Origin of the sequence: Curtobacterium sp. Leaf154 (assembly GCF_001424595.1) — a bacterium.
GTDB classification, from domain to species: Bacteria; Actinomycetota; Actinomycetes; order Actinomycetales; family Microbacteriaceae; genus Curtobacterium; species Curtobacterium poinsettiae.
This window is the reverse complement of record NZ_LMOS01000003.1, coordinates 360,302-374,323: the sequence shown is the minus strand read 5'-3', so window position 1 is coordinate 374,323 and position 14,022 is coordinate 360,302. Positions and strand designations below refer to the sequence as shown.

At 71.4% G+C, this 14,022-nt stretch carries 12 protein-coding genes; 5 read left to right on the top strand and 7 right to left on the bottom strand.

What is annotated here, in order from left to right; translation table 11 throughout:
• Positions 1-1,029: 1,029 nt before the first annotated feature.
• Positions 1,030-1,632, bottom strand: a complete 603-nt coding sequence (locus ASF75_RS06445) for a DUF1992 domain-containing protein (protein ID WP_056069748.1) — start codon at positions 1,630-1,632, stop codon at positions 1,030-1,032.
• 46 nt (positions 1,633-1,678) lie between these two features.
• Entirely contained in the window at positions 1,679-3,499 is a 1,821-nt protein-coding gene (locus ASF75_RS06440) for a glycoside hydrolase family 15 protein (protein WP_056069746.1), read from the bottom strand.
• A 471-nt stretch (positions 3,500-3,970) separates the two neighbouring features.
• Between ASF75_RS06440 and ASF75_RS06435 the strand changes: the two genes are divergently transcribed.
• From ASF75_RS06435 to ASF75_RS06420, 4 genes are all read left to right on the top strand, one after another.
• A complete protein-coding gene (locus ASF75_RS06435) occupies positions 3,971-5,137 on the top strand; it encodes an RtcB family protein (protein ID WP_056069742.1) in 1,167 nt (388 codons plus the stop codon).
• Positions 5,138-5,264: 127 nt separating this feature from the next.
• Complete coding sequence (locus tag ASF75_RS06430) at positions 5,265-6,098, top strand: DUF1206 domain-containing protein (protein ID WP_017886500.1); 834 nt, start codon at positions 5,265-5,267, stop codon at positions 6,096-6,098.
• A gap of 52 nt (positions 6,099-6,150) precedes the next feature.
• A complete protein-coding gene (locus ASF75_RS06425) occupies positions 6,151-7,026 on the top strand; it encodes an SMP-30/gluconolactonase/LRE family protein (protein ID WP_056069740.1) in 876 nt (291 codons plus the stop codon).
• 70 nt (positions 7,027-7,096) lie between these two features.
• Positions 7,097-8,167 (top strand): alpha/beta fold hydrolase, encoded by a 1,071-nt coding sequence (locus ASF75_RS06420; RefSeq protein ID WP_071251475.1) that lies wholly within the window; start codon positions 7,097-7,099, stop codon positions 8,165-8,167.
• 138 nt (positions 8,168-8,305) lie between these two features.
• Here the strand turns inward: ASF75_RS06420 and ASF75_RS06415 are convergent, their stop codons facing one another.
• The 5 genes from ASF75_RS06415 to ASF75_RS06395 all read right to left on the bottom strand — a co-directional run bounded on the left by ASF75_RS06415 (position 8,306) and on the right by ASF75_RS06395 (position 12,222).
• A complete protein-coding gene (locus ASF75_RS06415) occupies positions 8,306-9,499 on the bottom strand; it encodes an NAD(P)/FAD-dependent oxidoreductase (RefSeq protein WP_056069737.1) in 1,194 nt (397 codons plus the stop codon).
• A gap of 31 nt (positions 9,500-9,530) precedes the next feature.
• Positions 9,531-10,331: an SDR family NAD(P)-dependent oxidoreductase gene (locus tag ASF75_RS06410; RefSeq protein WP_056069734.1), complete on the bottom strand. Its 801-nt coding sequence runs from the start codon at positions 10,329-10,331 to the stop codon at positions 9,531-9,533.
• Between the two features lie 8 nt (positions 10,332-10,339).
• Complete coding sequence (locus ASF75_RS06405; protein ID WP_056069731.1) at positions 10,340-10,846, bottom strand: Dps family protein; 507 nt, start codon at positions 10,844-10,846, stop codon at positions 10,340-10,342.
• Between the two features lie 122 nt (positions 10,847-10,968).
• Positions 10,969-11,481, bottom strand: coding sequence for a MarR family winged helix-turn-helix transcriptional regulator (locus tag ASF75_RS06400; protein ID WP_017886494.1), 513 nt, complete (start codon positions 11,479-11,481; stop codon positions 10,969-10,971).
• 174 nt (positions 11,482-11,655) lie between these two features.
• Complete coding sequence (locus ASF75_RS06395; RefSeq protein WP_017886493.1) at positions 11,656-12,222, bottom strand: NADPH-dependent FMN reductase; 567 nt, start codon at positions 12,220-12,222, stop codon at positions 11,656-11,658.
• 106 nt (positions 12,223-12,328) lie between these two features.
• Between ASF75_RS06395 and ASF75_RS06390 the strand changes: the two genes are divergently transcribed.
• On the top strand, positions 12,329-13,975 hold the full coding sequence (locus ASF75_RS06390) for an alpha-amylase family glycosyl hydrolase (protein ID WP_056069728.1): 1,647 nt from the start codon (positions 12,329-12,331) through the stop codon (positions 13,973-13,975).
• Positions 13,976-14,022: the final 47 nt, after the last annotated feature.

The following is a 14,022-nucleotide window of genomic DNA, read 5'->3' as shown; positions in this document are numbered from 1 at the left end:
AGCAAAGGACTGATCACGATGCGTAAGAGCCTCAAGACCTCCATCACCCTCGCCACCACCGGCGCCCTCGTGCTGGGCGGTGCCGCGTTCGGCATCTCCTCCGCCCAGGCCGCGACCCCCGCSATCCACACGGTGTCCTCGTCGTCGTCGAAGATCCCCGCACCGGTCGCTTCGGTGCCCGAGGTCCTCGGTGGCTCCACCGCCGTGAAGCTCGACTCCGGCTTCACCGACGCCCTCACCTCCCTCAAGCTCACCCCCGGCGTCTCCGGCACCGCCAAGCTCGCCGACGGGTCCGTGTCGTTCCCGATCACCGCCGGRTCGGTCACCTACTGGTCCCCCGACGGCAACTACCGCCCCTACGTCCAGGGCCTGCTCAACCACGACGACTCCGGCCTGACCCTCAAGGGCGGCGACACCACCGTCACCCTCGAGAACTTCGTCGTSAACCCCGGCTCGTCCAAGCTCTACGGCGACGTCCTGGTCAACGGCAAGGTCGCYGTCAACAACGCGTTCCTGTTCGAGCTGCACGGCGGCTCCCTCAAGCCCCTCCAGCTCGAGGGCGACAACGCCATCCTGACCGGCACCACCGTCCACATCAGCGAAGACGCCGCCGGCCTGCTGAACAAGACCTTCGGCACCGACGCCGTCAAGCGCGGCCTCCTCGTCGGCACNCCTGACCGGCACCACCGTCCACATCAGCGAAGACGCCGCCGGCCTGCTGAACAAGACCTTCGGCACCGACGCCGTCAAGCGCGGCCTCCTCGTCGGCACSGCCACCATCACCGCACAGATCAAGTAACACCCCCGCACCACGATCGGCCCGGACCACGCAGCAGCGCGGTCCGGGCCGATTCGCGTTGCGCGAACCGCACCGCGCCGCGGGCCCGCGCCTGGCAGAACCAGTCGTACCCGGCGGCCGTCGTCGCCCTCGCCACGGGCTGGGCGACACCTCACGCGCTCACGCTCGCGAGAACTGTCGCTCAGCGCGAAAGCCCGGCGACGGCCCGCGCCGCCGCGCCACGGCACCGCTCAGCGGCGGCGCCACCACCGCCGCGGCTTCGCGTCGGCCAGCGCCTGCTCCGCAGCCCGAGCGGCCGCCGCCATGCGCAGCTCGCGGCGCTCCCGCCAGGCGAGCACCTCGGCTTCGACGTCGCGCATCGGCGTGACCACCGGCGGCCCGCCGAGCAGCTGTCGCCGGGCCTCCTTCACCCGTGCGTTGAAGTCCACCAGGACGTCGCGCACATCGGTCTCGAGCGACAGGGCGTCGAGGGCGTCGTCGAGTTCGGCGTCCTCCGTCCGGAGCGCCAGGGCCGGTGGCGCGATGCCCCGGATGTCCTCGCGCTCGATCTTCGACTTGATCCACCAGTCGGGATCGTGTTGGCCGACGATCCCGGGCAGCGGTTTGCCGTGGTAGGGGTTGCCCTCGAAGACTCCTCGGCGTTCGGCTTCGGCGATCTGCGCCCGCGCGTGGGCCGCGACGTCGGCGGCCTTGAGCAGCCGGCGTTCCTCGCGCTCCGACCGCACCTCGTCGGGGTCGAGTGACCCCCGCTCGATCTCCTGGTCGACGAGCTGCTGGTACCGGTAGCGCGCGGCCCGGCGGAGGCGGTCCATGCGTGCATCGACGTCGTTCATCGTCAGACCATGATGCCCCGCGCCCCCGACGGTTCGTCCAGCCCCGTCAGGACTTCTCTGAGACTTCTTCGATGGTCAGCGCCGCCTGGATGAGCGCCAGGTGCGACAGGCCCTGCGGGATGTTCCCCATGAAGTCCCCGTCGACGGCACTGAGCATCTCGCTGAACAGACCGACGTCGTTCGCCTGCGCCACCATGTCGTCCATCAGGTGCTTCGCGTCGTCGACGCGTCCGACGCAGGCCATCGCCGCAGCGAGCCAGAACGAGCACGCCACGAAGGGCGATTCCTCGTCCTGGATGCCGGAGTACCGGTACACGAGCGGGCCGTGCTGCAGCTGTTCCTCGATGGCCCGGATCGTGGACTCCATGCGGGGCCCGCGGTCGAACGCCGACATCGCGTGCAGCAGGATCGAGCAGTCGAGTGCGTCGGTACCCGGGTACATGACGTAGTGGCCGAGCTCCTCGTTCCACCCGTTCTCGGCGACCCAGTCCTCGATGAGCTCGCGGTTCTCGATCCACTTGTCACGGGGGCCGTCGATCATCCCCGCGTCGTGCAGCTCGACCGCGGCGTCGAGCGCCTGCCAGCAGCCGATCTTGCTCGTCGTGTAGTGCTGCGTCTCCTGCAGCTCCCACATGCCCGAGTCTGCTTCCGGCCACCGGTGGCAGGCGTCGTCGGCCAGCCCCTGCAGCACCGACGCGGTCTTGCGGTCGAGCACGTTGCCGGCGCGGACGTACTGGCGCATGATCTCGAACACGTCGCCCCAGACGCCGAGCTGCAGCTGATCGCCCGCCCGGTTGCCGATCGTGACCGGCCCGATGCCGTTCCAGCCGGGGACGTCGCGTTCCTCGACCGAGTCGCTCTTGGACCCGTCGAGTGCGTAGAAGATCGGCATCGTCTCGTCGTGCTCGGCGATCGTGCGCATCACCCACGAGACGGCCGCGTGGGTCTCCTCGCGCAGCCCGAAGCGGGTGAGTGCGTGCACCGTGTACGCCAGGTCGCGCACCCAGGCGAACCGGTAGTCCCAGTTCTTCCCGCCGGTGCGGTCCTCGGGCAGGCTCGTCGTCGGTGCCGCGGCGATCGCACCGGTGGGGGAGAAGATCAGGAGCTTCAGGGCGAGGGCGCTGCGCTGGACGGCATCCGACCACGGCCCGTCGTAGCTGAACTCCTTCGACCAGGTCGCCCAGTTCTCGATCGTGCGGTCGACCCCCTCGAGCGTGCGCTCCGGCTCGGGCAGGAAGATCGGTTCGTCGTACGTGCCGACGATCGTCAGGATCGACTTCGAGCCCTCGGCCGTCGAGAACCGGCCGGAGAACCGGGGTCCGTCGTCGTGGACGGGTTCGAAGCCCTGCTCGACGATCGCGATGGTGACGCCGTCGATCCCGATGACGGTGCCGTTCGCGGTGTCGAGGCGTCGGGGTTCCGCGGTGTTCAGGATCGTGCCGGGCACGACGGCCCACTCCATCTCGACGGAGCCCTGGACCCCCTGGACGCAGCGGCCGATCTCGGCCCACGGCAGACGTCCGGCGACACCGGTGACCATGGCGTCGGTCACGGTGGCGGTGCCGGACGGGGTGGTCCACGTCGTCACGAGCACGTTCGTCCCCGGCAGGTAGGCCCGGGACACCTCCGCCTGGTCGTCGACGGGCCGCAGGGCGACGTGTCCGCCGTGCTCGGCGTCGACGATGCTCGCGAACACCGGCGGCGAGTCCATCGACGGGATCGGCAGCCAGTCGATCCGGCCGTCGAGCGCGATGAGGGCGACGGTCCGCCCGTCACCGATCGCGCCGTAGGAGCGGAGCGGCACGTACCCGTTCGTCCGTTCCTCGTTCTCGGTCGCGTCGGGGGTGTCTCGCGTGCGCTCGGTCATGCGTCCAGCCTGCCCCGGCCCCGGCGGCGACCATCAGGCGGACGTACCCCTCGTGGAGAACGCGCGACGCGCCTCCCGCCTGTGGAGAACCGCCGGAGCACCGCCGGCGCGCAGCCGACACGCCCAGATGACTTGCGCACTCCGGGCGTGTCGCACTACCGTCGTCCTCCTGCCGATCAGGCAGACCGCCCGCCCCGGGCACACCGGAAGGACCGCGCATGCGCGCCGTGCAGCACAACGAGGAACGCGTCGAGCTCCAGCTCGCCGCGGCCGCCGTGCTGCCCGAGCAGCAGCGGTCCCTCCGCTATCCCGCGTAGGCACGCGACGTCCCACGACGCCTCGTGCCCACCCGGCCCGGGGCGTTCGTCAGCACCGCTTCCTTCCGTCCGCCACGTCCGGCGACGACCAGGAGGCCCGGCGTGCGACCGTCTCGGACCGTCACCTCGACCGTCACGAAAGCGAGACGACACCATGAAGAAGATCAACGACCGATTGCTCAGCTGGGCCTCGATGCTCGAGGACAACACCGAGCAGCAGGCCCGCACGACCGCGCGCATGCCGTTCGTGTTCCCGCACCTGGCCCTCATGCCCGACGCACACCTGGGCCTCGGGGCCACCGTCGGGTCCGTCATCCCGACCCTCGGCGCGATCATGCCGGCGGCCGTCGGCGTGGACATCGGCTGCGGCATGATCGCGGTCCGCACGCAGTTCACCGCGAGCGACCTGCCGGCCGACCTGCAGGGTCTGCGCGAGCAGATCGAGCGCGCGATCCCGCTGTCGGCCGGTGCGTCGAACCGGAAGATCGTGGCGACCGCCGCACCCCGGATCGCGGAGCTCGAGGCGATGGCCGAGACCGCCGGGTTCGACCCCGACGGCGTGCACGGCGGCTGGCGCAACCAGCTCGGCACGCTCGGCTCCGGCAACCACTTCATCGAGGTCTCCCTCGACGAGCAGGACCGGGTCTGGCTCTTCCTGCACTCCGGGTCGCGGGGTGTCGGCAACAAGATCGCGCAGCGCCACATCAGGGTCGCCAAGAAGGCCATGGAGCGCTGGTGGATCCAGCTGGCGGACCCCGACCTGGCCTACCTGGTCGAGGGCACGCCGGAGTTCGACCGGTACATCGCCGAGCTGCGGTGGGCCCAGCACTTCGCCCTGCTCAACCGCGAGGAGATGATGGATCGCGTCGTCCGGCAGCTGTCCGAGGCCGTCGGCACGCCCGTCGACGAGCGCGAGCGGATCAACTGCCACCACAACTTCACGCAGCGTGAGACGCACTGGGGCAAGTCCGTGTGGGTCTCGCGCAAGGGTGCGATCCAGGCGAAGGCCGGTCAGCCGGGTCTGATCCCCGGGTCGATGGGCACGGCGTCGTACGTGGTCGAGGGGCTCGGCAACAAGCCGTCGCTCGAGTCGTCCCCGCACGGCGCCGGGCGGCTGTTCTCGCGGAGCGCTGCCCGGCGGACCTTCACCCACGAGCAGCTGCGCGAGGCGATGGTCGGCATCGAGTACCGCGACGCCGACGCGTTCCTCGACGAGATCCCGGCCGCCTACAAGCCGATCGACCAGGTGATGACGGACGCCGAGGACCTCGTGTCGATCCGGCACACCCTGCGCCAGGTCGTCAACGTGAAGGGCGACTGAGACGCGCCCACCCAAGGACGGGAGGCCCGTGGCGGCCCCGCCACGGGCCTCCCGTCCGCCACGTGGCGGACCGCACGGCCCGGCGCGCCCCGGACAGGACGACGCGGGTCGGGCACGCTTGGCCGTGATGAGCGACACGGCGGAGCACGCAGCGAAGGAGACCGGACGACAGGTCCGGCGAGCGGCCGACAGCCGTTGGTTCGAGGTCACGGCACGCGCCGGGTTCGTCGGCAGTGGCATCGTCCACCTGCTGATCGGGTACCTGGCGATCCTGCTCGGCATCGGGAACGCGTCCTCGGGCGGTGAGACCGACCAGTCCGGTGCGCTGCAGCAGATCGCCGCCGTGCCCGGTGGGGTGTTCCTGCTCTGGCTGATCGCCGTCGGCACCGCCGCACTCACCGTGCGTCTGGTCGTCGAGGCGATCGTCGGCGGACGGTCCGACACGACCCGCGGCTGGCTCGCCCGGCTGAAGGACGTCGCGAAGGCCGTGGTCTACGGCGTGATCGCGTACTCGTCGGCCTCGTACGCGCTCGGCGCCGGGTCGAGCTCGAGCAGCTCGTCGCAGAGCGCCGCGGCGAAGACCCTCGCGACGCCGGGCGGGGTGTTCGTGCTGGTGCTGGCCGGGGCGATCGCGGTCGCGGTCGGCATCGGCCTCGTGGTGATCGGCTGCCGTCGGTCGTTCCGGAAGCAGATCACGCGACCGTCGGGCCAACTCGACCGCGTGGTCACCGTCCTCGGCGTCGTCGGGTACGTCGGCAAGGGCATCGCCGTGGTGATCGTGGGCGTGCTCATCGCCGTCGCGGGGCTGCAGAGCGACCCCGACCAGGCCACCGGCCTCGACGCCGCGTTCGACGCCGTCCGGAGCATGCCCGGCGGGGTGTTCGTCCTCGTCGCGATCGGCATCGGGTTCCTGGCGTTCGGCGTCTACAGCTTCTTCCGCGCGCGCTTCGCCCGCCTCTGACCCGCTTCCGCGCCTGAGCGGGCGCGGACCCGCCCCGCGGTAGACGGGGTCGATGAGCACGAACGTCACCACCGGCCCCGCGACCGTCTTCGTCGACGCCCGAGCGGTCCTCGCCGAGAGCATCGTCTGGGACCCGTCCGCGCAGCTCCTCCGGTGGACCGACATCACCCTCGGCACCCTCAACGCCGCCGAGGCCGACGGCACCGTCCGGTCGAGCGTGCCGCTGCCGCCCCCGCTGGCGAGCTTCCAGCCCCGCGCCTCCGGCGGGTTCGTCGCGGCCCTCGGCGACGCCGTCGTCGTGACGGACGAGCAGGGGGCCGTGGAGCGTGGGATCGCCCGCGTCACGCACAGCACCTCGGGCAACCGGTTCAACGAGGGCAAGTGCGACCCGTTCGGCCGGTTCCTGGTCGGCAGCATGAACGTGACCACCGGCGAACCCGACGCCGCGCTCTACTCGGTCGAGGCCGACGGCACCGTCCGGCTGCTCCGCGGCGGCTTCGGCGTGACGAACGGCATGGAGTGGTCGGAGGACGGCAGCACCATGTACGTCACCGACACCAGCGCCTCGACGGTCTTCCGGGGGTCGTACGGCCCGGACGGCGAGCTCGGCGAACTCGAGCCGTTCATCGTCGGCCACGCGCACGACGGCCTGGTCCGCGACGACGAGGGCTGCTTCTGGAGCGCGATCTACGGCGGTTCCCGCGTCGAGCGCTACGGTCCCGACGGCTCGCACCTGGAGACGGTGGAGCTCCCCGTCGCCAACCCGACGTCGGTGGCGTTCGGCGGCCCGGACATGTCGACGCTGTTCGTCGGCACGGCCCGCGAGAACCTCACCGAGCAGGACCTGGAGCAGGCGCCGCCCTCCGGCGCCGTCTTCGCGGTGCCGACCACGGTGCACGGCTTCCCCGCGAACACCTTCAGCGGCTGACCATGTCGTCGCCGCCCGAGCGGACGGCGGCCGGGTATCCTGGGCGACCGCCCGACCGGAGGAGACCCACGTGGACGACGAACGCCAGGCACCCCGTCCGGACCCGGCCGGGGAGCTCGCCCAGGCCGAGGACGCCGACGTCACGGTGCAGGTCGACCGGGTCGCACTCGACGGCACCTACGTCCGGGTGAGTTCGATCGGTGAGCCGGGCGAGCGGGCGTTCGTGCTCGTCGCGGGTCTCGGAATCGCGTCGACCTACTACGAGCGGCTCGCGCCGCACCTCAACGAGAACGGACCGGTGCACGCGCTCGACCTGCCGGGCTTCGCGGGCGTCCCGCGGTTCCGTGGGACGGTCTCGATCGAGCGGTACGCCGACGCGGTCGAGCGGGTCATCGACGACCTCGGGCTCGAGGACCCGGTGCTCATCGGGCACTCGATGGGCACCCAGGTCGTCACCGAGGTCGCCGCTCGCCGTCCCGAGCTCTCCGACCTCGTGCTCATCAGCCCCGTGGTCGACTCGTCGGCGCGCACGGTGCGGCAGTCGGCGTTCCGGTTCCTGCGGTCGACGCTGCACGAGCCGGCCGCGGTCCGCTGGCACGGCATCACGGCGTACGCGCTGTGCGGCTGGCACTGGTTCCGCAAGGTCCTGCCGCGCATGATCGCGTTCCCGATCGAGGAGCGTGCCGCGCACGTGCAGGCCCGCACCCTGATCGTCCGCGGCGAGCACGACGCGATGGTGCCGCGCGACTGGGTCCGCCGGCTGGCGCGCGTGTTCCCGTACGCGGTCCTGCGCGAGGTCGTCGACGGTGCGCACTCGGTGATGCACGCGCAGGCCGACGCGGTCGCGCGGCTCGCGGTGGCGCACGTCGACCACCGGATCCCCGACCGCGGCGTGTCCTCGCTGCAGCGGGTGCGTGACGACTCGACGGCGTCCGACCTGGCCCGGCTCAGCCCGGGGGACGCCTGGTTGCTGGTCAAGTCGCGGTTCATCGAGCTGTTCGGGATGGCCCGGAACGACGACGAGACGCTCGAAGCCGCCAAGTCCGCGCACGCCGTCGCGATGGCGGACGGCGACGACCTGCCGGTCGACCCGGCGGACCGCCGGGCGGTCGTCGACGAGGTCGCGCCGGAGTCGAAGTAGCCAGCACGGTCGAAGCAGCGAGCCCTGTCGAGGCGGCGGGCGCCGCGGTGTGCGGGCGACCGCCTGGAGGCCCGGTGCCGGTCCGACGGACCGGCACCGGGCCTCCAGGGCGTCGCGACCACCGCGACGGGCGAGCGATCAGGCCGTGATGCGGCCCGGCAGCATGTCGGGCGTCAGCGAGTTCGCCTCGGCGAGCACCTTGCGGGCCTCGTCGGTCTTGTCCCACACGTTCCAGAGCAGCACACCCCGGACCGTGTCGTCGTCGTCCAGGTAGTAGACGACGCCGGTCACGGTGGGGTCCTGCCAGTCCTCGACCGTGCGGAGCTTCGCGCTGACCTGCCCCACGGCCTCGTACCCCATGTCGAAGACGTCGGAGTAGAACATCGGCGTGTGGTCGTAGGTCTCGTCGGCGTCGGCCAGGTTGCGGCCGGCCTGTCGACCCTGCTGCTGGGCGTTGTCGACGTGTTCCACCCGGCGTGTGCCGAGGATCCGGTCCGGGTACTCGGCGACGTCCCCGGCGGCGAACACGGAGTCGTCGTCGGTGAGCAGCGTCGAGGACACCACGATGCCGTCGCGGACGGTGAGTCCGGCGTCGGCGGCGAGCTGCGTCGCGGGTTCGATGCCGAGCCCGGCGACGACCGCGGCGGCTTCGACCACGGAACCGTCGTCGAGCGTCAGTCGCACACCGTCGGCCGTCTCGGTGCCCTCGGACACCCGACGACCGGTGCGGAGCTCGACGCCGTGGTCGACGAAGCGCTGCTGGAACGCCCGTGCCAGGTCGTCGGGGAACATCCGTCCGCCGACGATCTCGTCCGGGTCGACCAGCGTGACGCGTGCGCCGTTCTGCACGATGCCCGCGGTGATCTCCTGGCCGATGTAGCCGCCACCGACGACGGCGACGTGCGCTCCGGCGTCGGCGAGCTCGCGCAGGCGGCGGTAGTCCGACGCGCTGCGGTAGTCGAGCACGCGTGCCGACGGGGACAGCCCCGGCAGCCCGCGGGGCTTCCCACCGGTCGCGAGCAGGAGCCGCTCGTAGCCGTGGGTCGCACCGTCGGCCGTCGTGACGGTCTTCGCGGCACGGTCGATCGCCGTCACCGCGGTGCCCAGGACGAACTGCGCCCCGGTCTCCTCGGTGTGCAGGTCGACCTTGTCGTCCCAGCTGAAGTCCGGGTCGGTCCAGAGCTTCTTCGAGAGCGCGGGCCGGGCGTAGGGGCGGTCGACGTCCTCGCTGAGGATCCCGATCGACCCGTCGGTGTCGAGCTCGCGGATGCCGCGGGCGGCCGCGTCGGCGACCATCCCGCCGCCGACGATGAGGTAGCGGAAGTCGGTCATGACGCCTCCTGGTTGTGCTGTGGTGCCACGATCAGATCGTCGCGACCGAGCCGGAGTCGACCCGGTAGTTGGCGCCGTTCACGAAGCTGGCCCGGTCGGAGCACAGGAAGGCCACGACGTTGGCGACCTCTTCCGGCTCACCGCGCCGCTTGAGCTCCATGTACGGCCGCTCCTCGTCGAGGAAGCTGTCGATGGCCTCGTCGAACGAGGTGCCGCGCTGCTTGGCCCGCTTGTCCATCATCGCGTCGGTCATCGGCGTGTGGATGAACGCGGGCGAGACCGTGTTCACCAGCAGGCCCTCGGAGGCGTAGGAGCGCGAGAGCCCCTTGGCGAACGAGAGCACCCCGGCCTTGGCGGCGCAGTAGGGCAGTTCGTCGTCGTACGGTTGCGAGGCGTCCTCGGACACCAGGTAGACGATGCGTCCCCAGCCGCCCTGTCGCAGGTCGCCGATGAACTCGCGGGTGATCCGCACCGGCCCCATCAGGTCGATGTCGATCGTCTCCGCCCAGCCGGCCTCGTCGATCTCGTGGAACATGCCCTGGGCGCCGGTGACGCCCGAGGACTGCACCAGGATGTCGATCTCGCCGACGGCGTCACGCACCTTGTCGTGCAGGGCGGCGAGGCTCTCGGCGCTCCGGACGTCGGCCGCGAACGCGTGCAGCTTGCCGAGGGGAGCCTCGAGCTGGTCCGCACTGGTGTCGAGACGGCTCTGGTCGATGTCGGTGACGACCACGGTCGCACCCTCTGCCAGCAGGATGCGCGCCGTGTTCCAGCCGATGCCGGAGTCGCCGCCGAAGACGAGTGCGGTCTTGCCCTGGATACCGAGGTCCACCCGGGCCCCTACGCGTGCGCCGACGCGTCGGCGACGGCGGGCGTGGTGGCGGACGCCAGCGGGGTGCTGGGCGCGCGGTTCTCGGCGGAGACCATCCAGGCGAGCTGCTCGAGGCGCTCGATGAAGCCGTGGAGCAGGTCCGCGGTCGTCGGGTCTTCCTCGTCGACCTCGTCGTGGACGTCGCGCATGGTGCCGGTCGCCTGGTACAGCCGGAGCGTGATCTGGTCGATGGCGTCGTGCGTGGTGATCTCGCCCGAGGGGAACGCGTCGAGGTGGCTGCCCGCGGAGACGGTCGCCGAGCGGCCGTCCGGCACGAGGTACAGCGCGCGCATGCGCTCGGCGGTGTCGTCGGCGAACTCGCGAGCGGCGTCGACGATCTCGTCGAGCTGCAGGTGGAGGTCGCGGAAGTTGGTGCCCAGGATGTTCCAGTGGGCCTGCTTGCCCTGCAGGTGCAGGTCGATGAGGTCCACGAGGACCGCCTGGAGGTTCTTGGCCATCTTGTCCGAAGCGTGCATGGTTGTGGCTCCTTTCGCGTCGGTGTGACCGTTCCGGTCTACGCGGTGCCGCAGTGCACGTTCTCAGTGCGCTCGGAGGCAGCGTCCCCCGACGACAGTCGGAGGCCTCGGCGCGACGGTGCTCAGTGCGACGGCGCGGGGTCGACCTGGTCGACCGCCTGGCGCATCTGCTCCAGGAAACCGGCGACGACCCGGGCCTCGGACGCGGGGAGTCCCTCGGCGATCGACATCATCCGGCGGTGCATCACGCCGAGCGTGGCGCGGACCTCGTCGTCGGTCTCGGTCGTCGGCGTGATGACGAGGGCCCGGCGGTCGGTGGGGTGCGGATCGCGGCGGACGTGGTTCGACTTCACCAGGCGGTCGATGAGGATGGTCGTCGACGCCGACGAGATCTTGAGGTACGCCGCGAGGTCCTTGGGGCTCACGGACGTGCCGGAGCGCTGCGCCTGCAGCAGGAACCGTACGGCGAGCAGGTCGGTCTCACCCATGCCCATCGAGTCACGGGTCCGGCGGCGCATGGCGGTCTCGGCGGACCGGTACCGGCGCAGGGCGTTCAGCACGGCGACCCCGCGCTGGGTCGCGTCGTCGTCCGGGAACCAGTACCCGGACGCCTCGGTGATCTCCTGCGTCGACATGGCGTTCAGGGTAACCCGTCTCGTATCTCGGTCGTCTAGCGGACTCCCGGGTTCCGCCACGACCGATGCGTCCGCACCGTCCGATGCGTTCGCAACGACCGTTGCGTCCGCACCGGACGGACAGGAGGCCCGTGGCGGGGTCGCCACGGGCCTCCTGTCCGGTGGTTCGTCGCGTTACGCGGCTGCGGACTCGTCCGTGCCGGCCGCGGCCTCGGCGAGCGCGGTGAGCGCGCCCTGCACGAGCGTCGTGACCTCGGCGTCCTCGCGCGGGTGGGTCTCGGCGAAACGGACGACCGACTGCGGGATGGCGACCTTGACGTCCTCCAGGACCTTCGCGCCGGCGATGCCGGCGACCTTGCGGGCGTCGTCGTGGGCCCAGACGCCGCCGTACTGGCCGAACGCCGAACCGATGGCGGCGAGCGGCTTGCCGGACAGCGGCGAGGCGCCGAACGGACGCGATGCCCAGTCGAGGGCGTTCTTCAGCACGGCGGGGATGGTGCCGTTGTACTCGGGGGTGACGAGCAGGACGGCGTCCGAGGCGGCGATCGCGTCGCGGAAGGCGACTGCCGGGGCGGGCGGGGTGTCACCGTCGATGTCCTCGTTGTAGAACGGCAGGTCGACGATGCCGTCGAAGGTGTGCAGCTCGATGCCCTCCGGCGCGTGGTGCGCGGCGGCCTCGGCGAGCTTGCGGTTGATGGAGTCGGCGCGCAGGCTGCCGACGAGGACGAGGACGTTCGTCATGGAGCTCCTTCTGTTGCGGGATGCTGTTGCGGGACGGAAAGGTGTCAGCAACAACCAATGCGATCGTAGGGGGCGCTATTCCCGGTCCGCTGAGTACGGTGGCGTCGTGACCACGCTTCGGACCCCGGCCAGCACGCCACGAACCACCGACCCGACCTGGTGGCGCGACGCCGTCGTGTACCAGGTCTACCCACGCAGCTTCGCCGACACGGACGGCGACGGACTCGGTGACGTCGCGGGCATCACGAGCCGGGTGCCGTACCTGGCATCGCTCGGCGTCGACGCGCTGTGGCTCTCCCCGTTCTTCCCGTCGCCCCTGGCCGACGGGGGCTACGACGTCGCCGACTACCGGGCCGTCGACCCGAAGCTCGGGTCCCTCGAGGACCTCGACGCGCTGCTCCGGGCCGCCCACGAGCACGACCTGAAGGTCATCGTCGACATCGTCCCGAACCACACCTCGGACCAGCACGAGTGGTTCCGGGCCGCGTTGGCGTCCGCGCCGGGTTCGCCCGAGCGGGCGCGGTACGTGTTCCGCGATGGGTCCGGTACCTCCGGCGAACTGCCGCCGAGCGACTGGGTGTCGAACTTCGGCGGCAGCGCCTGGACCCGGGTGCCCGACGGGCAGTGGTACCTGCACCTGTTCGCCCCCGAGCAGCCGGACCTGGACTGGTCGAACCCCGAGGTCCGTGCCGACTTCGAGGACACCCTGCGCTTCTGGTCGGACCGCGGTGTCGACGGGTTCCGCGTGGACGTCGCGCACGGGCTGGCGAAGGACCTGTCGACCCCGTACCGGCCGTCGGACGAGCAGGACCTGCCGCTCGACGGCTCCGACCCGCTGTACGACCGTGACGAGGTGCACGAGATCTTCGCCACCTGGCGTCGGGTGCTCGACGAGTACGACCCGCCCCGCGCGGCCGTCGCCGAGGCCTGGGCCCCGGCACCGCGCCGCGTCCTGTACGCCCGGCCGACCGAGCTCGGGCAGGCCTTCAACTTCGACCTGCTCGAGGCCCCGTTCGAGCCCGATGCGTTCCGTCGGATCATCGAGCGGAACCTGGCCGCCTCGGAGCAGTCCGGCGCCTCGAGCACCTGGGTGCTCTCGAACCACGACGTCGTGCGGCACCCCACCCGCTACGGCCTGCCGGACGGCACGGACACCGATGCCTGGCTCATGACCGACGGCACGACGCCGGAGCTCGACCGCGCACGGGGGCTCCGCCGGGCACGAGCGGCCACCATGCTGATGCTCGCGCTGCCCGGGTCGTCGTACGTCTACCAGGGCGAGGAGCTCGGGTTGCACGAGGCCGCGGCGATCCCGCGCGACCTGCTGCAGGACCCGAAGTGGCTCCGCACCGGGCACACCGTGAAGGGCCGCGACGGCTGCCGGGTGCCGATCCCGTGGACGCGTTCCGGGCCGTCGTTCGGCTTCGGGGACGCCGCGCCGCACCTGCCGCAGCCGCAGGACTTCGGGGAGTCCTCGGTCGAGGCCGAGGACGGCGACCCCGAGTCCACCCTGTCGCTCTACCGCGAGGCGCTCGCCGCCCGCCGTCGCCTGCAGCAGGGGGAGGCCCTGACGTGGCTGGAGTCCGGCTCCGAGGTCGTCGCGTTCGCACGGCACGACGGGTGGCGGTCGGTGACGAACTTCGGCACGGCCCCGGTGCCCCTGCCCGACGGCACGGTCGTCGCCGCGTCCGGGCCGCTCGACGGGGTCGCGCCGGGACTGCTGCCGGGTGAGACGACGGTGTGGCTGGCCTGAGCGGTCCGGTTGCGCCGTTCTTCCTCCACAGCCCGGAGGCCCGTGGG

Excerpts from the sequence above, each read along its gene's own strand:
- ASF75_RS06445 (WP_056069748.1), bottom strand. The coding sequence starts at position 1,632 with ATGAACGACGTCGATGCACGCATGGACCGCCTCCGCCGGGCCGCGCGC.
- ASF75_RS06440 (WP_056069746.1), bottom strand. The coding sequence starts at position 3,499 with ATGACCGAGCGCACGCGAGACACCCCCGACGCGACCGAGAACGAGGAA.
- ASF75_RS06435 (WP_056069742.1), top strand. The coding sequence starts at position 3,971 with ATGAAGAAGATCAACGACCGATTGCTCAGCTGGGCCTCGATGCTCGAG.
- ASF75_RS06430 (WP_017886500.1), top strand. The coding sequence starts at position 5,265 with ATGAGCGACACGGCGGAGCACGCAGCGAAGGAGACCGGACGACAGGTC.
- ASF75_RS06425 (WP_056069740.1), top strand. The coding sequence starts at position 6,151 with ATGAGCACGAACGTCACCACCGGCCCCGCGACCGTCTTCGTCGACGCC.
- ASF75_RS06415 (WP_056069737.1), bottom strand. The coding sequence starts at position 9,499 with ATGACCGACTTCCGCTACCTCATCGTCGGCGGCGGGATGGTCGCCGAC.
- ASF75_RS06405 (WP_056069731.1), bottom strand. The coding sequence starts at position 10,846 with ATGCACGCTTCGGACAAGATGGCCAAGAACCTCCAGGCGGTCCTCGTG.
- ASF75_RS06400 (WP_017886494.1), bottom strand. The coding sequence starts at position 11,481 with ATGTCGACGCAGGAGATCACCGAGGCGTCCGGGTACTGGTTCCCGGAC.
- ASF75_RS06395 (WP_017886493.1), bottom strand. The coding sequence starts at position 12,222 with ATGACGAACGTCCTCGTCCTCGTCGGCAGCCTGCGCGCCGACTCCATC.